General features: G+C 35.4%; 19 protein-coding genes. 16 read left to right on the top strand and 3 right to left on the bottom strand.

Translation table 11 applies throughout. The features are described from left to right. Window positions 1–323 precede the first annotated feature (323 nt). On the top strand, window positions 324–890 hold the full coding sequence (locus tag GXM17_RS10690; protein ID WP_163399326.1) for a hypothetical protein: 567 nt from the start codon (window positions 324–326) through the stop codon (window positions 888–890). Between the two features lie 366 nt (window positions 891–1,256). On the opposite strand, the gene GXM17_RS10685 is transcribed toward GXM17_RS10690, so the two are convergent. Together GXM17_RS10685 and GXM17_RS10680 are read right to left on the bottom strand one after the other, a co-directional pair. Then, entirely contained in the window at window positions 1,257–2,042 is a 786-nt protein-coding gene (locus tag GXM17_RS10685; protein ID WP_163399325.1) for a sulfite exporter TauE/SafE family protein, read from the bottom strand. Window positions 2,043–2,218: 176 nt separating this feature from the next. Further along, window positions 2,219–2,860, bottom strand: a complete 642-nt coding sequence (locus tag GXM17_RS10680) for a Crp/Fnr family transcriptional regulator (RefSeq protein ID WP_163399394.1) — start codon at window positions 2,858–2,860, stop codon at window positions 2,219–2,221. 359 nt (window positions 2,861–3,219) lie between these two features. Here GXM17_RS10680 and GXM17_RS10675 point away from each other — a divergent pair, with 359 nt between their 5' ends. The 8 genes from GXM17_RS10675 (at window position 3,220) to GXM17_RS10645 (ending at window position 11,580) form a co-directional block, all read left to right on the top strand. Further along, the gene (locus tag GXM17_RS10675) at window positions 3,220–3,531 is read left to right on the top strand and encodes a rhodanese-like domain-containing protein (RefSeq protein ID WP_163399324.1); all 312 of its coding nucleotides are present in this window, start codon (window positions 3,220–3,222) and stop codon (window positions 3,529–3,531) included. A 73-nt stretch (window positions 3,532–3,604) separates the two neighbouring features. Next, the gene (locus GXM17_RS10670; protein WP_163399323.1) at window positions 3,605–5,185 is read left to right on the top strand and encodes an NADP-dependent glyceraldehyde-3-phosphate dehydrogenase; all 1,581 of its coding nucleotides are present in this window, start codon (window positions 3,605–3,607) and stop codon (window positions 5,183–5,185) included. 299 nt (window positions 5,186–5,484) lie between these two features. After that, window positions 5,485–6,948, top strand: a complete 1,464-nt coding sequence (locus GXM17_RS10665; RefSeq protein ID WP_163399322.1) for a glycosyltransferase family 2 protein — start codon at window positions 5,485–5,487, stop codon at window positions 6,946–6,948. 68 nt (window positions 6,949–7,016) lie between these two features. Then, window positions 7,017–7,148: a hypothetical protein gene (locus GXM17_RS21895; protein ID WP_280115298.1), complete on the top strand. Its 132-nt coding sequence runs from the start codon at window positions 7,017–7,019 to the stop codon at window positions 7,146–7,148. A gap of 6 nt (window positions 7,149–7,154) precedes the next feature. Further along, window positions 7,155–7,421 (top strand): GNAT family N-acetyltransferase, encoded by a 267-nt coding sequence (locus tag GXM17_RS21790; RefSeq protein WP_341872904.1) that lies wholly within the window; start codon window positions 7,155–7,157, stop codon window positions 7,419–7,421. A 100-nt stretch (window positions 7,422–7,521) separates the two neighbouring features. Next, entirely contained in the window at window positions 7,522–9,786 is a 2,265-nt protein-coding gene (locus tag GXM17_RS10655) for an acyl-CoA dehydrogenase family protein (RefSeq protein WP_163399321.1), read from the top strand. Window positions 9,787–9,899: 113 nt separating this feature from the next. Further along, window positions 9,900–11,036, top strand: coding sequence for an acyltransferase family protein (locus GXM17_RS10650; RefSeq protein WP_163399320.1), 1,137 nt, complete (start codon window positions 9,900–9,902; stop codon window positions 11,034–11,036). A 40-nt stretch (window positions 11,037–11,076) separates the two neighbouring features. After that, a complete protein-coding gene (locus GXM17_RS10645) occupies window positions 11,077–11,580 on the top strand; it encodes a hypothetical protein (RefSeq protein ID WP_163399319.1) in 504 nt (167 codons plus the stop codon). Window positions 11,581–11,677: 97 nt separating this feature from the next. Here GXM17_RS10645 and GXM17_RS10640 read toward each other — a convergent pair whose 3' ends face one another. Continuing rightward, window positions 11,678–12,622: an alpha/beta hydrolase gene (locus GXM17_RS10640; protein WP_163399318.1), complete on the bottom strand. Its 945-nt coding sequence runs from the start codon at window positions 12,620–12,622 to the stop codon at window positions 11,678–11,680. Between the two features lie 450 nt (window positions 12,623–13,072). On the opposite strand from GXM17_RS10640, the gene GXM17_RS10635 reads away from it, so the two are divergent. The 7 genes from GXM17_RS10635 to GXM17_RS10605 all read left to right on the top strand — a co-directional run bounded on the left by GXM17_RS10635 (window position 13,073) and on the right by GXM17_RS10605 (window position 20,868). Next, entirely contained in the window at window positions 13,073–14,644 is a 1,572-nt protein-coding gene (locus tag GXM17_RS10635) for an MFS transporter (RefSeq protein ID WP_163399317.1), read from the top strand. A gap of 43 nt (window positions 14,645–14,687) precedes the next feature. Beyond that, on the top strand, window positions 14,688–16,004 hold the full coding sequence (locus GXM17_RS10630) for an MFS transporter (protein WP_163399316.1): 1,317 nt from the start codon (window positions 14,688–14,690) through the stop codon (window positions 16,002–16,004). Between the two features lie 87 nt (window positions 16,005–16,091). Further along, complete coding sequence (gene kduI / locus GXM17_RS10625) at window positions 16,092–16,931, top strand: 5-dehydro-4-deoxy-D-glucuronate isomerase (RefSeq protein ID WP_163399315.1); 840 nt, start codon at window positions 16,092–16,094, stop codon at window positions 16,929–16,931. A 5-nt stretch (window positions 16,932–16,936) separates the two neighbouring features. Continuing rightward, on the top strand, window positions 16,937–17,728 hold the full coding sequence (locus GXM17_RS10620) for a gluconate 5-dehydrogenase (RefSeq protein WP_163399314.1): 792 nt from the start codon (window positions 16,937–16,939) through the stop codon (window positions 17,726–17,728). Window positions 17,729–17,749: 21 nt separating this feature from the next. Next, window positions 17,750–19,156, top strand: coding sequence for a glucuronate isomerase (uxaC, locus tag GXM17_RS10615; protein ID WP_163399313.1), 1,407 nt, complete (start codon window positions 17,750–17,752; stop codon window positions 19,154–19,156). 13 nt (window positions 19,157–19,169) lie between these two features. Further along, window positions 19,170–20,192, top strand: coding sequence for a sugar kinase (locus GXM17_RS10610; protein WP_163399312.1), 1,023 nt, complete (start codon window positions 19,170–19,172; stop codon window positions 20,190–20,192). Window positions 20,193–20,199: 7 nt separating this feature from the next. Next, complete coding sequence (locus tag GXM17_RS10605; protein WP_163399311.1) at window positions 20,200–20,868, top strand: bifunctional 4-hydroxy-2-oxoglutarate aldolase/2-dehydro-3-deoxy-phosphogluconate aldolase; 669 nt, start codon at window positions 20,200–20,202, stop codon at window positions 20,866–20,868. Window positions 20,869–20,874: the final 6 nt, after the last annotated feature.

Below are 20,874 nucleotides of genomic sequence, written 5' to 3'. Positions count from 1 at the left end.
ATTTCAATAATATGAATAGCCTCCAGTTTTAACTGGAGGTTTTTGTATGCATTTGTATTAACGCTTTAGCCAAACTTTACGATTTTGGCTAAAGCCTTTTTTTGTATAGATTTGTTAACCTCCAGCTGAAGCTGGAGGCAATTAAGATCTTGAAATAATTGTATTTTCTGATTTTGCGTTAAGGATAGAAGCGATATCCTTTTTCTTGCTTCTGTAGCAAGGAAAAGATTTAGCGTATAGCCTGGCCGTAGGAAACGCCAAAAAAAACTAAATCAGCTTACTTAAAATTTAGTTTACTAAAAAAGAACACAAAAAAATACCTTATGATTCGTCAATCAATCTTACTTACAATTTTTATTATAGCCTCTGGTTTTAATCTTCATGAAAGGAATTCAAATATAGATCTAGTCAAGTCAAACATTTGGCATATTGCAGGTCCTGTAAACGAAAATTACGAAACAATAAACGCTGTCAGACAAAAAGAAGGTGTTGTAAGGGTAACGGCTAAAGAGAATCCGGTTGGCGAAATTGAGCTGAATGTACTGATAGCATCATCAGCATTGAATGATGGAGTTCCGACTAATTTATCCGATAATTCACGTTTTGTAAAAATTATTTATAAATCAACTCAGCTTATTAAATTACAGGCACGCGAAGGAAATGAAACAGGAACTGGCTGTGTTCATGGAGGATCTCACCCAAGAGTTGATTTACCTGCATCTCCCAACAAATTCAAAACCATAAAAATTCCATGGACCCATTTCAGGCAGGACGGATTGCCAGACGGAAAACTTTTGAATATCCACAATCTTTGTAAATTCAATTTTGTCAATTATCACCCGGTTTCAGGAACTGTGCTGGAAATAAGATCTGTATTAATTGAAAACTGATATCTTGTAAATTACAAGCCTGAAAATTTCTAATTTGCCCATGTGTGCGTTAGGGATTACTTCACAATGATTTTATTTTTTCATCGGAGTTCAGTGAACTTCGTTTGAAGCTTTATCTCCCGATTTAGAAAAACCAGGCTTTTTCAACCGTAGTTTTTGTTAATTGGGAATTTAGCCGATGAGCCTCCCGATAGCTATCGGGATAGGTAACGCCCAAGATATAGAAGTTCGATGATTAAGAATAGAAAGATTTTTTAGTTTCATCTTTGCCAAAATTTAGAACTTTGACAAAGACTACTCTACAAGTGAAACTAAATTCAAAATATTTAAATAAAAACTATTTAAATCCACTGGAAAAACTGAAGTTTAAAGAAAAACCTCTTTTGCAATAATATAAACGCCCATTACCAGAACAAACCACCCGAAAAGAGGCTTCAGTTTTGCTCCGTCTATTTTTTTAGAAAGCTGGCTTCCAATTAACATTCCAACAAGTGCCATTGCTGAAATACCGAATAAAAAAGGATAATTTATGGGTGTTCCAATGTATAAATCGCCTGCGAAACCTATGGATGAGTTGATGGTTATGATTAATAAGGAAGTTCCAACGGCCTGTTTCATTGGTAAATTGGCAAAAAACAACAAGGCAGGAATAATCAAAAATCCTCCTCCGGCACCCAGAAAACCCGTTACAATTCCGACCACAAAACCTATTAGGCTTAATTGCAGGTAATTGGTTTCGGTGTTTCTTATTTCGGGCTGTTCTTTTTTAATCATCGAAATAGCTGCCGTAATCATCAGTACTGAAAAGACAATCATAATAAGGAAGTCTTTTGAAACTGAATAGGACGCGATGGAGAATAATGTGGCTGCTATTTGTGGAAAAATAACTTCACGTATTATCAAAATTGAAACTACAGACGGGATTCCAAAATACAAAGCCGATTTGAGTTTCAAGTTGCCCATTGTGTAATGGCTGTAACTTCCGGACATGGCTGTCAGTCCAACAATAAACAGGGAGTACGAGGTAGCCTGCTCAGGATTTACCTTAAACAAATACACTAGTATAGGAATAGTAAGTATAGAACCGCCACCGCCAATTAAGCCCAGCGAAATCCCGATAATTATTGAAGCAAAATAACCTGCGTATTCCATTGCATTTGTTTTGATGCAAAGTTGGTTTGGAATTTAGAAACCTACAGTAACATTTATCACATAAGCACTAGTAAACACGAATTTCGCCAATTATCACTATTTTTTAGATGTCGTATAGACAGTAATGGAAATGCTTTGAGGCTCCCGACTCTTGTGAACGAACAAAAGTGTTCGCGCTAATTTGTGAAATTTGTGTTTAATAATTCTATCTGGTTTCGGTTTAGTTTGACCAGTCCGCGTTGTTCCATTTTTTTGAGCAATCTGGATACGACTTCTCTTGAGGTATTAAGTTCGGTTGCAATTTCCTGATGTGATAATTTGACTTCAGAGCAGCCACAGGCATCTGAATGACGTTTCAGGTAAAATTCCAAACGCTCATCCATAGAACGGAAAGCGATATTATCTACGACTTCCAGGACTTCTTCAAAACGGCTTCGGTAAGTTTCGATAACAAATTCGTACCAGGTGCGGTGTTCCATCATCCACTTGTCCATCATTTGAAGCGGAATCATCATTACTGAGACATCTTCTACAACTTTCGCCATAATCTTGCTCTTTTCGCTTTTTGCTGTACAAATCATCGAGATAGCGCAGGCTTGGCCAGGTTGTAAATAGTACATTAAAAACTCACCGCCGTCTTCGCCTTCTCGGTAGATTTTGATTTTTCCTTTAGTAATCAAAACTGTGTTTTTAATATATTGCCCCGTACGCATCAGGATAGTTCCGGTTTTAAAATCCTGCAGAATTCCATTTTTTTCAATGGTTGAAATAAGTTCGCTGGAGAAATTAGGGAATATTTTTTTTAATGAATTTTGCATTTCATAGTAATGATTTTGTTTCATCAGACGGATAATTGGAAAGCTTCCTTACTCTGATATACCTTAGTTTTGTATCTTAAATTTTATCAAAAGGATTAAAAAATATATTTTTTGTAAAGATAAGATATTGAATTGTTATAAAATATCAGAAAACTATTTTTAAGAAAGGAATTACTGAAATGAAAATATCCTATTTTCTGTCGCCATTACAGTATGTTTTTTTGAAAATAGTGAGTAAATTTGTAAAAAACTAAGTATTATACTTCTTCTAAAACGTTTTCTGTGAATAATAATCGAAATCGTATTTTGTACGTATTTTATTTAGTAAAAACATTTAATTTTACAAAAAACACAATGCTATGAATTTATCACAAGAAGATTGGGTTGCACAATTAGAGTCTGATGAAAATGCAGTTATACTTGATGTAAGAACTGAAGACGAGTTTAACGACGGCTATATTGAAAATGCTGTTAATATTGACATCAATAAAGGTCAGGCTTTTATTTATGAAATAGAAGAACTGGATAAAAACAAAAATTATTATGTGTATTGCCGCTCCGGGGCGAGAAGTGCAAAGGCTTGTCAGATCATGAATGAATTAGGGATAGATAATGCCTATAATTTACTTGGCGGAATCCTGGATTGGGAAGGTGAAACCGTAAACCCATAAAAATGAAAGAGGCGGCAGAGCCTCTTTTTTCATTTAAAGACGAATAAATAACCAAAATTAAAATTACCAGATTATGAGTTTTATACCCGAGGAATATCAAATGAAAGACCTTCTGAATCAGGATACTTATCTTGTAAACGGAGAATTAAAAAATTGGACAGGTCAGACAACACCTGTATTTTCTACCATTTCTTCTACAGAAAAATATGCGCCGACATTATTAGGATCTATTCCGTTCATGGCAGAAAAAGAAGCTGCTGAAGTTGTAGAAGCTGCTACTGCGGCTTATGATAAAGGACAAGGTTTATGGCCAACTATGAAAGTGATTGACCGTATCAAATGCATGGAGAATTTCGTTAAGCAAATGAAAGAAACCCGCGAAGAGGTGGTGAAACTTTTGATGTGGGAAATAGGAAAAAACCTTGGCGATTCGCAAAAAGAATTTGACAGAACCGTTGAATATATTCAGGATACTATTGACAGCTACAAGGAATTAAACGGACGCAGTTCCCGCTTTTCAAAAGTTCAGGGAGTAAACGCAATGATTCGCCGCGGACCTCTTGGGGTTGTGTTGTGTCTTGGACCTTATAACTACCCTCTAAACGAAACTTTCTCACTATTGATTCCTGCCCTGATCATGGGGAATGCAGTAATTTTTAAACCTGCAAAATTTGGGGTTTTATGTATTTCGCCATTATTGGAAGCTTTTAGAAGCAGTTTTCCAAAAGGAGTCATCAATATTGTGTACGGAAGAGGCCGTGAAGTAGCTTCTCCAATTATGAAATCAGGAAAAATTGATGTTTTGGCATTGATTGGAAACAGTAAATCGGCTATTGCTTTGCAGGATCAGCATCCAAATAAAAACAGACTGCGTTTGATTTTAGGTCTGGAAGCTAAAAATCCTGCGATTATTTTACCCGATGCCGACTTAGATTTGGCAATTCAGGAATGTATTACAGGTTCATTGTCTTTTAACGGTCAGCGTTGTACGGCTTTGAAAGTATTGTATGTTCATGAGTCTATAGCTGAAGAATTTAATAAACGTTTTTCTGAAAAAGTAGATGCTTTGGTATTCGGAAATCCATGGGAAAAAGGAGTTTCTTTAACTCCGCTTCCTGAACCTGAGAAACCGGAATATATTCAGGGATTAATTGATGATGCTACAGGTAAAGGAGCAAAAATCCTTAATGAAAAAGGAGGAAAGCACTCAGAAAATTATATTTTCCCTGCTGTTCTTTATCCTGTAAACAAAGAAATGAGAGTGTACCATGAAGAGCAGTTTGGACCGGTAGTGCCAATTATTTCTTTTAAGGATATCAGCGAACCTCTTGATGATATGGCCGAATCAAATTACGGACAACAGGTAAGTTTATTCGGAAAAGACATCAAAACTTTAGCACCGCTTATCGATGCTTTGGTAAACTTAGTGTGCAGGGTAAACCTGAACAGTTCCTGTCAGAGAGGTCCGGATGCATTCCCGTTCACAGGGCGTAAAGATTCTGCTGTAGGAACTTTGAGTATTCCGGATGCATTGCGCTCGTTCTCAATCCGTACTTTTGTGGCTTCAAAAGATATTGCTTATAACAATGAAATTCTTCAGGAGTTATTAAACAGCAAAGAATCTAATTTCATCAATACCGATTATATTTTATAATTTTTTTAAGGTTATATATTAATTTCAAAACCGTCTTTTTCTTTTTAGAATCAGACGGTTTTTTCTTTTCGATATGTTTGAATTGGCTCTCATTGTTTACTCTTTAAGATCTAAAAAAGTGTGTATTGTTTCGGGAAAGTGTGTAATAAATATACATTTATAAAAGTGAATTTTTGTTAAATGGCTTATTGTCAGCTGTAAATTCAAATGGCACACACCTTGCTCATTGAGATTGTAATTAATTTACTCAAGATAAAGAATTAAAAAATAATGCCATTTAGATAAAAATACAATCCAGAATGAAAAGCGAAACAATTACTTCAGGACAGCTTTACGACTCAGGTCTTAACGAAGCAAATAAAGAGCAGTACTCAATAAATAATAAAACGACTAGTGCAACTGGTATTGCAATACTTACAGGTACTTTTTTAATGATGATTACCGGAGGTTTTCTGGTTTTTAAATTCCAATCCGAGTTTGATCAGTTTCATATTGACAGAATAAATTCTGCATGGGGTTATCCATTTTTAATTGTGGCCACTATTTTATTTCTTTTTAAAGCCGGAGTTTTTCTGTACAAGTCATTTCTTTATTTTAAATACAAGCCTATAGAATCTGTTTCAGATGATTTACTGCCAACCTGTACAGTTATAGTTCCGGCTTATAATGAAGGGAAACTGGTGTGGGAGACTTTACTAAGTTTAGCAGATAGTGATTATCCAAAAGATAAAATGCAAATTCTGGCTGTTGACGACGGAAGTAAAGACGACACCTGGTATTGGATTCAGCAAGCCAAAATGCAACTTGGTGACCGGTTATCAATTTACCAGCAACCACAAAATAAAGGAAAACGTCACGCCCTTTACAGAGGATTTAAATTAGGTACTGGAGATGTTTTTGTAACGGTGGACAGCGATTCGATTGTAAAAAAAGATACGTTGCGAAATTTGGTAAGCCCTTTTATTCACAATGAAAAATGTGGTGCCGTTGCCGGAAATGTTCAGGTTTTGAACAATAAAAAAGCTTTGCTTCCCAAAATGCTTAATGTGAGTTTTGTAATGAGTTTTGAGTTTGTACGTTCTGTAGAAAGCGTATTGGGGTCTGTATTCTGTACTCCTGGTGCTCTAGCTGCGTATCGAAAAGCTTCCGTATTTGCCTGCCTTGAAGAATGGATCAATCAGACTTTTATGGGAGAACCTTCAGATATTGGTGAGGACCGTGCGATGACCAATATGATTTTGAAACAGGGATATAAGGTTTTATTTCAAAGAAATTCAGTGGTACTTACAAATGTTCCGGAAGGATATACCGGACTGTATAAGATGTTCATCAGATGGGGCAGAAGCAATGTAAGGGAAAACCTGATGATGGCAAAATACGTTTTCAAAAACTTCAGAACCGAATCTAAATTAGGAACAAGAATCTTATATTTAGACCAAACTGCAAAAATTATAATGTCTTTGCCATTTTTATTCTTCATGTTCTTTTTTATATCAATCCATCCGCTGTTATTTTTTAGTTCAACGCTTTTAAGTATATTCATAATATCAAGTTTTTCGGCTTTCTTTTATGCTAAAAAGTATAGCTTTTCTGAATCAATGTGGGCTTATTCATATAGTGTGTTTTATAGTTTTAGCCTGTTTTGGATTACTCCGTATGCTATTATTACTGCACATAAAAAAGGATGGCTGACCCGTGGTTTGTCTGAAAAGAAAGTAGAAGAATATGTTACTTTAGAACAATACAGTCCGTTAGCTAAATAAAGCAGAAAATAAACTAATTTAGAACCGTCTTTTCCGCATGGATCAGACGGTTTCTTTTTATTTTGTATATGGTAATAAAATCAATCAGGCCCTCAGACACCTGGCAAATCAGACACGAAGTTATGTGGCCGGGTAAGCCTTTAGAATTTGTTCAGCTGGATGAAGATGAATCCGGACTGCATTTTGGTGTTTTTACATGAGAAAAACTGGTTTCAATTGTATCTTGTTTTATTTTTGATGATGAAATGCAGTTTAGAAAACTAGCCACTTTGCAGGAGTTTCAGGGTCGTGGAATAGCCTCTGAATTGTTAGAATATATTTACGAACTGGCAAGGAAAAAAGATTTAAGAAGAGTTTGGTGCAATGCAAGATTAGAAAAAAAATATTTCTATGAGAAATTGGGTATGAAAGATACTTTTGAAATATGTATTAAATCAGGTCAGGAATATACAATCATGGAGATGTGGCTCTAATTTTATAAATGTGAAAAAAATCCTAATTGAGCCTGATTTATAGAAAACTTCAATTAATTATAGTAATTTAACCACAGACAAATTAATACTTTAGTTTACTATGGAGAATTCAAAAATTAAGGCTTTTATACCACTTTTATACCTTGTCTGGTCAGACGATCTTTTAACGCAAAAAGAGTTTTCGACTTTACAGGAATTTATTATTTCTCTAACCCTTCTTTCGCCCGAAGAACAGCAGTTTCTGCTTTCGAAAGTAGATATTTCGAATCCGCCTTCGCGAAATGAACTCACACAATGGAAATCGGATATTGAGAAAAGTATTAAAGATAAATCGGCTATAAAATCGATTTTTGATATCGCTGTAGCACTTTCGGACAAAGATTTGAATATTTCAGGATTAGAATTAAATTTCACAAAACTCGAAAATGATCTGGGAGTTTTAGGCGAAGAATTGATTCAGAACTTCAAAACGAAAGCAGGTTCTTTTACTGCCAGTTCCCAAACTCACGATAATTTTGATGTTCAGAAAATTACTGAGCTACTGGATGGTAACGAAGCTGCCATTATTAATAAAGTAAAATCGGTGATTTCAAGACCTGAATTTGCCTATGAAACTTCTACTGATATTAACATCTATCGTCAGACAGTTTACAATTGGTGTAAAATTTTAGCTGATGAAAACCTGGGCAATATGGCGTATCCAAAACGATATGGCGGAGGAGAGAATATCGCAGATTATTTTGCTATTATGGAAACCCTGAGTTATCATGATTTAAGTCTGGTGATAAAATTCGGAGTACAATTTGGACTTTGGGGAATGAGCGTTCAGTCGCTGGGAACCGAAAAACATTATTCAAAGTACCTTAAAGATATTGGCGAATTAAAAATCCCGGGCTGTTTTGCAATGACCGAAACCCATCATGGATCAAATGTAAAAGGACTTGAAACAACAGCAACTTATAATCATGCCGATTCAACTTTTACGATTCACACTCCCCATAAAAATGCTCAAAAAGAATATATAGGAAATGCAGCTGTTCATGGGCAGATGGCGACCGTTTTTGCCAAACTGATTATCGATGGTCATGATTATGGTGTAAATGCCTTTGTGGTTCCGCTGCGAGATACAAACGGAAATACTTTAAAAGGTATTACTATTGGCGATTGCGGTCATAAAATGGGACTGAATGGTGTTGATAACGGGACTATCAGTTTTGATAATGTGGTAATTCCGAAAGAAAATATGCTGGATCGTTTTGCTTCTGTAAATGACAAAGGAGAGTTTGAAAGCCCGATTCCGAGTGATAACAGGCGTTTCTTTACGATGTTAGGCACTTTGGTTGGAGGTAGAATCGGAATCCCGCGATCGGCTTTGGCAGCAGCCAAATCAGGACTTACAATTGCCATTCGCTACAGTGACCAGAGAAGGCAATTTGGTCCGGAAGGAGGTTTAGAAGTGCCTATTTTAAATTACAGAATGCACCAGCGCAGATTGATTCCGCATTTAGCAAAAACATATGCCGTCCATTTTGGATTGCAATATCTGACAAATCGTTTTTTAAACAAAACCGAAGCAGAAATGCAGGAAATTGAAGCTCTGGCTGCCGGAATGAAATCGTACTCTACCTGGAGTACAAGAGATATTTTGCAGGAATGCCGTGAAGCCTGTGGAGGAAAAGGTTATCTGTCTGAAAACAGAATTGACGCTTTGAAAAATGATACTGAAATTTATACCACTTTTGAAGGTGATAATACTGTTTTAATGCAGCTGGTAGCCAAAAATCGTTTAGCCGAATTCAGAAAAGCATTTGGAGAACTCGGATCTTTCGGCATCATCAATTATGTGTATGAAAATGCTAAAACGGCTTTCGCAGAAAAAAATCCAATTGTAACCAGAAGAACGGATGATGAACATCTGCTGGATTCAGAATTTCATCTACAGGCTTTTATACACAGGGAAAAAACAATTTTGGCATCTGCAGCAAGACGTATTAAAAAGTTAGTAGATGGCGGTTTAGAAGCTTATGATGCCTTTAATGTGGTACAGCATCAGATGATTGAAGTTGCTGAGGCGTATCTGGACCGATTAGTACTGGAGCAATTTCAAATTGCAGTTTCTAAAGTAGGAGATGAAAAAACAAAAGCAATATTGGCAAAATTAAATCAGCTTTTTGCGCTTTCGCAGATTGAAAAAAACAAAGCCTGGTTTTTGGAAGACGGATACATGGAGGCTGTAAAAACCAAATCGATTCGTAAAATGGTTAATCAGCTGTGCTGGGATATAAGACCGGATGCGGTTTCTCTGGTAAATGCTTTTAATATTCCGGAAAGCTGCCTGGCCGCGCCAATTGCCAGTTATAATTAAAATCGTTAGCATTTAATGTAAAATAAAAAATGAGCAATAGAGCAATTAAAATTTATATCTAAATTTAAAATAACCTATTAATAACTAATAATTCCTAACCCATTGACCATTTCATGACCGATATTAAACCGAAAAAACATTATGAAATTTTAGACGGCCTTCGTGGTGTAGCTGCGATTTTAGTGGTTGCTTTTCATGTGTTTGAAACATTTGCATTAGGAAACCGTTTTAAGCAAATTATCAATCATGGTTATCTGGCTGTGGATTTCTTTTTTCTTTTATCTGGGTTTGTTGTAGCGTATGCCTATGATGACCGGTGGGGGAAAATGACACAATGGGAATTTTACAAACGGCGCTTGATTCGTCTGCAGCCTATGGTAATTATGGGAATGGTCATTGGAGGCGCTTTCTACTACTTTCAGGCTTCAGATGAATTATTTCCGGAAATTGCAGAAACTCCGGTCTGGAAGTTGCTTTTGGTAATGCTGATTGGTTTTACTTTGATTCCGGTTCCAAAAACGATGGATATTAGAGGCTGGGGCGAAATGCATCCGCTTGACGGGCCAGCCTGGTCTCTTTTTTTCGAATACATAGCGAATATTTTATATGCATTGTTTTTTCGTAAATTTTCAAACAAAGTACTTGGTTTTTTTGTTTTACTATTTGCTGCGATGCTGATTAATTATACTGTTTTTGGTCCAAAAGGAGATGTTATTGGAGGCTGGTCCCTGAATCTGGAACAAATGAATATTGGGTTTACACGTTTGTTGTATCCTTTCTTCGCCGGAATTCTGCTGTCACGTTTAGGAAAATTAATTCACATAAAAGGAGCTTTCTGGATATGTAGTGCATTGATCACGATAATTCTGATGATGCCAAGAATTGGAGATGCAAACAGTCTTTGGATGAATGGTTTATACGAATCTTTTTGTATAATTCTGTTATTCCCTCTAATAGTTTCAATTGGTGCCGGTGGCGAAATAAAAAGTCCGTTCTCACTCAAAATCTGTAAAGCTTTAGGCGACATTTCATACCCACTTTATATCACACATTATCCGCTGATCTATTGGTACACAGCCTGGGTTGTAGATAATAAAGTCCCTTTGGAAGACGGATATCCAATGGGAATCGGCGTTTTAATTGCAAGCATTGTACTTGCTTATTTATGTTTGAAATTGTATGATGAACCAGTCCGTAACTGGTTGCAGAATAAATTTCAGAAACGAAAAATGATTTTATCTGAAAAGTAGTTTTAAATTTATAATCTAAGATGTTTTTTCAAATATAAAAATGGAAGAATTAGACGAAATACATAAAATGCCAATCTATCAAAAGGCAGAACAGATTTTTAAACTGACTGAAGGATTAGTTCAGATCATTCCAGAAGAAAATGTTTTTTTGCAGGAAACAACAGTTCGTTTTATGATTGAAAACGCATTTACGATTCCTTCAAAGATTGCAGGAGCAGAAGGAGGAGATTTGTACGATTTAAGAATGGAAAATGCGGCAATTATCCGCAAAGCTGCACGAGAATTATCTGTTTATGCAGGAAGTTTGCGTTATGAAGAAGTCGTTGCGAATACAGATTACATTGATTTATTAAGAACTACAATCGATGAATTTCGTTTGTTGTTTATTGATTGGGTGGCAGGATTTGATAAATGGAATTATATTAAAGACAGTTGGGGTTTGTTTAATCCGCCGGGAGTAGATGCACATGATAAAGATCCTGACAGTGATATCCCTTTTGATCCAGATGAATATTTTGAATCAGGAGATGAGGATGATGAATAATATAAAAGTGATGTTTTTTTTATTCATCCCTTTTATTTTAATGAAATTTATCTGTATAGGCATCCGGAAGTGTTTAAACATATATGATTGAGTATATTTAAAAAATATAACTATTGACTTTCAGCCATTCTTTACAATCATTAGTCCAAAACTGACTTGTGTCTTTTGCTCCTAATCCAAAGCCGTGGCCTCCTTTTTCATAAATATGTAGTTCGGCTGATACATTGTTCTTTTTTAAACCCAGATAATAATTGATACTGTTTTCAGGTAAAACAGCATTATCGTCTGAGGCATGGACTAAAAAGGTAGGGGGAGTTTGTGGTGTTATTTTTTTGTCGTTAGAAAAATTCTCAATAGCAGTCTGTGAAGGTTCTTTGCCTAATAGATTTGCCTGGGAACCTTGGTGGGTAATATTGCTATCCATTGAGATTACCGGATAAATCAATATTGAAAAGTCTGGGCGCGCACTATTATTAAATTTTGATTCATATACTTTGTCATCAAAATGTGTTGCCAGGGTTGAGGCTAAATGCCCTCCTGCTGAAAAACCTATTGTGCCAATTTTATTAGGATCAATATTCCATTTTGCTGCATTAGCGCGAACGTAACGAATGGCTTCCTGAGCATCCTGCAAAGGACCAACGGATTTGTTTTTCATGATTAAATCGCTGGGTAATCGATATTTGATAACAAAAGCAGTAATTCCAAGCGTGTTTAACCATTCTGCGACCTTAGTCCCTTCTTTTTCCATTGACAAATGTGCATATCCGCCACCCGGAAAAATAAGAATTGCAGTATGGTTAGGTTTTATTTCTTTTGGAAGAAAAACACTTAATGTGGGTGCAGTAACGTGACTTATACGTTGGATTTTACCTTCGTTTACAACTACTTTTTCCTTATAATCAGGAGTAGTTACTTCATTTGGTATTTTGTTCCAAAGAGGTAAGACTTCATTTTGACAATGTATTTTAGTAAAGATTCCAAATAACAAAAAGAATAAATAAAAACTCTTTTTAAAAGAAATGTTTAAGAATGTTTTCAATTTTATATGGTATTAAATTTTTAATTACTTAAGTACGTTGTGACGATATATGAATAGTTGAAATATTATTCAATTCACGGATTATTTGTTGAGAAATCAATAAAATAATTTGTGAATAACATATTTTAGATGCAATTATATCAATGTTTTAAGTGAACTTCAGGGAAGCTTGATTTAACAAAAGTATTATTTATTATGTAATATTATATGTGTTTTTTTGATATATCTATTTTATTTATAGTCTGAAATAATTTTTTAAGTAATTTATTTGGAATATAAGTATTTAAACTTATATTTGTGCAATCGATTACATTTTTAGGTTTTTATTATAATTAATTATACTTTTGAAATTTTATAATTAATTAACGAAATCGATTTACATAAATTAAAAAAAATACCAGTTTTTAAATTAATTAAACGGTTTTTATAAACCAAACAAACATAGTTACTATGAGTCAAACCAACAAATCTATTGGAAATTATCGCTGGAGTATATGCGCATTGTTATTTTTTGCAACAACCATTAATTATTTAGACAGGCAGGTTCTTTCATTGACATGGAAAGATTTTATCGCTCCTGAATTTCACTGGACTAATAATGATTATGGAAATATTACAGCACTGTTTTCTATTTTTTATGCTGTTTCTTTATTATTTGCAGGAAGATTTGTTGATTGGTTAGATACAAAAAAAGGATTCTTATGGGCAATCGGAATATGGTCTATTGGTGCTTGTTTGCATGCATTTTGTGGAATTGCAACTTCTGGAATCATAACAGGAGAATGGTTTGTGGGTTTTGAAGGTGCGAAAAATGCTATCCATACTGTAAACGATACAGCAATGGTTATTAACGTGAGCGTTACCTTATTTATTTTTGCCCGTTTTGTTTTAGCAGTTGGTGAAGCAGGAAACTTTCCTGCAGCAATCAAAACAACAGCAGAATATTTTCCTAAGAAAGACAGAGCGTTTTCAACAAGTATTTTTAATGCAGGAGCTACCGTTGGAGCTTTGGCTGCTCCAATAACTATTCCGTTCATTGCGGAGGCTTTTGGATGGGAAATGGCTTTTATTATAATCGGAGCTTTAGGTTTTGTATGGATGGGGTTTTGGGTTTTTATGTATGACAAACCAGAGAAACATCCAAAAGTTAGTGCTGAAGAACTGGCTTATATACAGCAGGATGATATTGCAGACAGTAAATTAGAAGGTTATGTGGCAGAAACTAAAACAAAAGTTTCTCTTGCTGATTGTTTCAAATACAAGCAGACCTGGGCTTTTGCTTTTGGTAAATTTATGACAGATGGTGTGTGGTGGTTTTTCTTATTCTGGACTCCTGCTTATTTGAGTTCTGTTTACGGAATGGATTCTACAGAAGCAGCTTTCCCGCTATTTGTTTTGTATATGATTACGTTATTGTCAATTATAGGGGGATGGCTTCCAACTTATTTTGTTGAAAGTAAAGGTATGAATCCGTATGAAGGAAGAATGAGAGCGATGCTTATTTTTGCTTTCTTTCCATTATTAGCTTTAGTTGCACAGCCATTAGGTTATATTAGTTACTGGGTACCGGTAATTATTATAGGTATTGCAGGAGCTGCTCACCAATCCTGGTCTGCCAATATTTTTACTACTGTTGGGGATATGTTTCCTAAAAAGGCAATTGCGACCATAACAGGAATTGGAGGTTTGGCAGGAGGTATTGGTTCAACTTTAATAAACAAAGGCTCTGGAGTTTTATTTGATTTTACTCAAAGAAACTGGAGTTTGGTCAACGGACAGTCTTTTTTAGAAAAATATCCTCAGTTTTTAAGTCCGGAAACAGAAGCTGCATTTTTAAAAGAAAAAGGTGTTGCTAATTTAGGTGATTTTTTAAAATTACTATCAGATTCAGGAGATACAGTAGTTAATGGTATAAACTCAGGATATATGATTATTTTTTCAATATGTGCAGTTTGTTATTTAACAGGATGGATTGTAATGAAAATTTTAGTGCCAAAATACAGACCAATTACGGATCTTTAAAAGATTTCATGCTAACTATTAACCAACCAAACCAAACCGCATTATGAACGAAACCAACGCAGCGATAGGAAAATATCGCTGGACCATCTGTAGCTTAGTTTTCTTTGCTACAACCGTAAATTATTTAGATCGAAATGTAATTAGTTATTTAAGACCTTTTTTGGCAGAAGCCTTTCATTGGACTCCGGAACAAGAGGTTATAGATTACTCAAATATAGAAATAGCTTTTAAAATCGCCTATGCATTAGGTATGCTGGTTGCAGGGGGGATTATTGATAAATTAGGTACAAAACTAGGTTACGCATTAGCAACTGGGCTGTGGAGTTTAGCGGCTGTTGGTCATGCACTTGCAACGGGTACTGGAGGATTTATAATTGCCCGTGTATTCTTAGGGATTACAGAAGCAGGTAATTTTCCTGCGGCGATAAAAGCAACAGCTGAGTGGTTTCCTCAAAAAGAGCGTGCTTTAGCTACCGGAATTTTTAATTCAGGAAGCAATATTGGGGCAATAATTGTTCCTTTATCGGTACCATTTATAGCTGAAAATTATGGTTGGCAATGGGCTTTGATAGCAACTGGTGTTATAGGGTTTATATGGCTGATTTTGTGGTTTATTTTTTATGAAGTGCCCGAAAAACAAAAGAGATTATCACAAGCTGAACTTGAATATATAAATGCTGATAAAGCTGATGTAATTGAAGCAGAAAATACTGAGAAAGTTTCCTGGCTGAAATTATTGAGTTTTCGTCAAACTTGGGCTTTTGCAATTGGAAAATTGCTAACTGATCCAGTTTGGTGGTTTTATTTGTTTTGGCTGCCTGATTTCCTGATGAAACAATATAAGCTTTCGGCTACTGAAATTATTTGGCCTTGTGCATTGGTTTATATAATTGGAAGTGTTGGTAGTATTTTTGGAGGCTGGCTTCCTTTAAAATTGATTGAAAAAAACTGGCCCGCTTATAAAGCTCGTAAAATAAGTATGCTGCTTTATGCATTTGCAGTTTTACCGGTTTTATTTTCGCAATATTTAGGAACTATAAATATGTGGTGGGCTATTTTGGTAATTGGATTAGCGGTTTCAGCCCATCAGGCCTGGAGTGCTAATATCTTTACAACTGTGTCTGATATGTTTCCTAAAAAAGCAACTGCTTCGGTTACAGGAATTGGGGGAATGTTTGGAGCTGTTGGCGGAATTTTATTAACTGCGTTAGTTCAAAAAAATATGTTTGTTTATTTTACCAAAATAGGTAAAATTGAAACAGGATATTTTATAATGTTCTGTATTTGCGGATCTTCTTATTTATTGGCCTGGCTTATCATGCATATATTAGTTCCAAAAATGAAAAAAGTAGAAGTGTAATTATTACACAAATAATTTTCATTTCTATTATGATATTTAAATATAAAAATATAATTTTGTGCAATCGATTACATTAAAAATTAAATTATGACAAAATATAGTTCCAGATACGCATCAAACCCAGAAGCTGTAAAAAAATATGACACTCAGGAGTTACGAAATGAGTTTCTGATTGATGATTTGATGCAGGAAGATGAAGTGGTATTGGTGTATTCTCATTATGACAGATACATTACCGGTTCTGCTGTTCCTGTAAAAGGAGATTTGATTTTAGAAACTATTGATCCTCTTAAAGCACCTTATTTTTTAGAGCGAAGAGAGTTAGGAATTATAAATGTGGGAGGAAGTGGCTCAGTATTGGTTGAAGGAACATCTTATGAGTTAGGTTTTAAAGATGCTTTGTATATCGGAAGCGGAAATAAAGAAGTTGTTTTTAAAAGTGATGACAAAAACAATCCTGCAAAGTTCTATATAAATTCTGCTCCTGCACACACAACTTATCCAACGGTAAAAGTCAGTCTTGCTGAAGCAAATAAACTGCATTTAGGAACTGTTGAAACTGCAAATCACCGTACTGTTAATCAAATGATTATCGGTAGCGTGGTTACGACTTGTCAGTTACAGATGGGGATGACTGAATTGAAGCCAGGAAGTGTATGGAATACAATGCCTGCACACGTTCACGATCGTCGCATGGAGGTTTATTTCTATCTGGATATTCCTGAAAATCAGGCCGTATGCCATTTTATGGGACAGCCTCAGGAAACAAGACATATCTGGATGAACAATCATCAGGCAGTAATTTCTCCGCCCTGGTCTATTCACTCAGGTTCCGGAACCAGTAATTATACTTTTATCTGGGGAATGGCAGGTGAAAACTTAGATTACGGAGATATGGATGTTTGTAAAATCACAGACTTAAGATAAGAATCATGACAAGTTTATTTGATATAAAAGGAAAAGTTGCCCTTATAACAGGAAGCACTCACGGATTGGGAATGGCAATGGCAAAAGGATTAGGTCAGGCCGGAGCTACTATTGTGGTTAACGGAAATTCTTCTCAGGAAAAAATTGACAATGCTGTAGCCGAATTAAAAAGTGAAGGGATTAATGCAGTCGGTTACAAATTCAATGTAACAGAGGAAAAAGAAGTTAGTGCGGCTGTATCTAAAATTGAAAGTGAAGTTGGACCTATTGATATCTTAATCAATAATGCCGGAATCATTAAAAGAATCCCTTTACTGGAAATGGAAGTTGCTGATTTCAGAGAGGTTGTGGATATTGATTTAGTAAGTCCGTTTATCGTTTCTAAGCATGTAGCTAAAGGAATGATCGAAAGAAGACAAGGAAAAATCATTAACATTTGTTCGATGATGAGTGAATTAGGAAGAAATACGGTTTCTGCTTACGCTGCTGCAAAAGGAGGTTTGAAAATGCTGACTAAAAACATGGCAACTGAATGGGCAAAATACAATGTTCAGATCAACGGAATCGGACCTGGGTATTTTGCTACTGAACAAACCAAACCAATCAGAGTTGACGGACATCCGTTTAATGATTTTATCATTAGCAGAACTCCGGCTGCAAAATGGGGAGATCCTGGTGATTTAGCCGGTGCAGCGATATTTTTATCATCTAAAGCCAGTGATTTCGTAAACGGTCACATTTTATATGTTGATGGTGGTATCCTTGCTACAATTGGAAAACCCTCAAACGAAGAATAATTCTCTATTATATTAAAAGACATGAGTTCTAATAAAACATACATAAACGATAATTTTTTACTTGAAAATAAATATGCTGAAGAGTTGTATCATAACTACTCCAAAAATCAGCCTATCATCGATTATCACAATCATTTGAATCCACAGTTTATTGCAGAAGATAAAATTTTCAATAATATTACAAATGTGTGGATAAACGGTGATCACTACAAATGGCGTGCAATGCGTACATTAGGAATCAATGAGCAGTTTGTTACAGGAAATGGTTCTGATAAAGATAAATTCCTAAACTGGGCAAAAACAGTTCCGTACACAATGCGTAATCCTCTGTATCACTGGACACACTTAGAATTAGCACGCTATTTTGATATTTACGATTTGCTGAATGAAAAATCAGCTGAAAGAATATATGAGGAAGCTTCTGCAAAAGTAAATTCAGCAGAATACAGTACACGCAATTTGCTTAAAAAAGTAAATGCTGAACTGGTTTGTACTACTGAAGATCCTATTGATACTTTAGAGTTTCATCAAAAATTAAACAGTAATCCTTTTGAAACAAAAATGAGTACGGCTTTCAGGCCTGATAAAGCAATTTTGATTTCAAATGATGGTTACAATGCTTATCTGGACACATTGGGGGATGTGTCCGGAGTAGCAATCAATACTTATGCTGACTTACTTTCAGCTTTAAGAATAAGAATTGATTTCTTTAATGCAAACGGATGTAAGTTAAGCGATCACGGTCTTGATCAGATTTATTTCGAAAGCTTTACTGAATCTGAAGTAAATGCAATCTTCAAAAAGAAAAGAGAAAACCAAACCATAACTCCGGAAGAAGCATTGAAGTTCCAAAGTGCTGTATTGTTGTTTTTATCTGAAACATATCATGAATTAGGGTGGGTTCAGCAATTTCACTTAGGAGCTTTGCGTAACAACAATGCCCGTATGCACAGAATTTTAGGGCCGGATACAGGTTGGGATTCTATCGGGGATTATCCACAGGCTCAAAAACTATCTGCTTTCTTAAATGCATTAGATAGTAAAGATAAATTAACTAAAACAATTATTTATAACTTAAATCCTGCTGATAACGAAGTAATGGCTACCATGATTGGTAACTTTAACGACGGAAGTGTGAGAGGAAAAGTACAGTTCGGTTCTGGATGGTGGTTTTTGGATCAGAAAGACGGAATGACTAAACAATTAAACGCCCTTTCAAACATGGGATTAATCAGCTGTTTTGTTGGAATGCTGACAGATTCAAGAAGTTTCTTATCTTTCCCAAGACACGAATATTTCAGACGTATTCTGTGTAATCTTCTTGGAGATGAAATTCAGAGAGGTGAACTTCCTGCTGATATGGAATGGATCGGGAAAATGGTTTCTGATATTTCATATAACAATGCAAAAGAATATTTTAAATTTTAATTAAATATCGACAATGAGTAAAATAGTTGCATTCGGCGAAATAATGTTGCGTTTTTCAACGGAAAGACATTTACGTTTTTCTCAGGCTAAAGCATTTACAGCGTCTTACGGCGGAGGTGAATTTAATGTTTGTGTTTCTTTGGCGAATTACGGAATTAATGCTGAATTTGTTACCAGATTGCCTGAGAACGAAATTGGTTACTGTGCAGTGCAGGAGATGCGTAAAATGAATGTTGAATCTAAAAGTATTGTTTATGGCGGAGAACGTTTAGGAACATATTATTTAGAAACCGGAGCAGGAACCAGAGGAAGCAATGTGGTGTACGATCGTGCGCACAGCTCTATGGCAACTATTCAGAAAGGAGATATTGATTGGAAGAAAGTACTGGAAGGGGCAACCTGGTTCCATTTTAGCGGAATCTCTGCTGCAATTTCACAAAGTGCTGCAGAGGCATGTCTGGAAGCGGTTCAGGTGGCACATGAATTAGGACTAACTATTTCTTGTGATTTGAATTACAGATCAAAATTATGGCAATATGGTAAAACTCCAAGTGAAGTTATGCCTGAGTTATTAAAATACAGTCATGTTATTTTAGGTGATATTGACACAGCATATTTTATGTTGGGGATTCCTAAAGTAAATCCGGATTATCAGGATGAAAAATCATTACCGGCTTTATATTCTAAATTATATGAACTTTGTCCTAATTTACAAACTGTAGCGACTACGTTGCGTTATTCAGTTAGTGCTTCACATCAAAGAATTGGCGGTGTTTTATTTGACGGAAAAACTATTTTTAATGCGGCTGTACAAGAAGTTACTCCAGTAATTGACAGGGTAGGTAGCGGTGATGCCTTTATGGGAGGATTGATCTATGGATTAGTTCAATATAAAGAGGATAAACAAAAGGCATTAGATTTTGCAGTAGCTGCTTGTTGCCTGAAACACACCATTGCCGGAGATTATAATTTAGTTACATTAAAAGAAGTTGAAAATATGGCAGGAGGAAATTCTGCGGGATTAGTATCAAGATAAATTAAGTATGGCAAAGTATTCAAGAATTGAAGTAGCTCAGACAATGAAAGATAATGGAATGGTTCCTTTGTTTTTTCATTCTGATATCGAGTTAAGTAAAAAAGTATTAAAAGCATGTTATGATGGCGGCTCCAGATTAATGGAATTTACCAGCAGAGGTGACTTTGCTCATGAAGTCTTCGGAGCTTTAAATAAATATGCTTTGGCAGAATTACCCGGAATGATTTTGGGTGTTGGTTCAGTAACCGATGCTGCTTCAGCTTCATTGTATATGAGTTTAGGGGCAAATTTTATTGTAACACCAGTTTTCAGAGAAGATATTGCTATTGTTTGTAATAGAAGAAAAGTATTGTGGTCACCTGGCTGCGGAACTCTTACAGAAATTGCAAGAGCTGAAGAATTAGGCTGCGAAGTGGTAAAATTGTTTCCTGCGGATACTTACGGACCAGAGTTTATTAAAGCAATAAAGGGACCATGCCCATGGACGACAATTATGCCTACAGGAGGTGTTTACCCAACTGAAGAAAGTTTGTCTTCATGGCTGAATGCAGGTGCTACATGCGTAGGACTCGGATCTCAGCTGATTTCTAAGGACTTGCTTGAAAAACAGGATTTTGAAGGTTTGAAAAATAAAGTAAGTGATGTTTTAAACATCATAAAAAATATTAGAAAATAATAAATA

Source organism: Flavobacterium fluviatile (genome assembly GCF_010645065.1).
Lineage (GTDB): Bacteria > Bacteroidota > Bacteroidia > Flavobacteriales > Flavobacteriaceae > Flavobacterium > Flavobacterium fluviatile.
Note: the sequence above shows the minus strand (reverse complement) of the source record. Positions and strands in the feature narration are given on the sequence as shown.